The sequence below is a fragment of the Mesorhizobium sp. WSM4847 genome (genome assembly GCF_055811335.1).
Genome location: NZ_JBVVPY010000138.1, coordinates 1 through 239 on the forward strand (window position 1 = coordinate 1; position 239 = coordinate 239).

The 239-nt window shown below is 64.4% G+C and carries 1 protein-coding gene; it reads right to left on the bottom strand.

The window, feature by feature from the left end:
* The coding region (locus AC0L28_RS34850; RefSeq protein ID WP_473483039.1) for an FAD-binding protein at positions 1-239 on the bottom strand (239 nt) is incomplete at both ends.

Sequence of the window (239 nt, forward strand, 5' to 3'; positions counted from 1 at the left end):
GGCAAGATGTCTGCCGGCAATGTAGCCGAAGGTCAGTGCCGGCCCAAGCGTGATGCCTGCACCCGGATAATTGCCTCCCATGATGCTCGCCATGTCGTTGCCGGCGGCGTAGAGGCCGGGAATCACCCGGCCTTCGGAGTCGAGCGCGCGCGCGTTCTCGTCGGTGACGATGCCGGCATAGGTGCCGAGATCGCCGATCACCATCTTGATGGCGTAGAACGGGCCGCTCTCGATTGGCG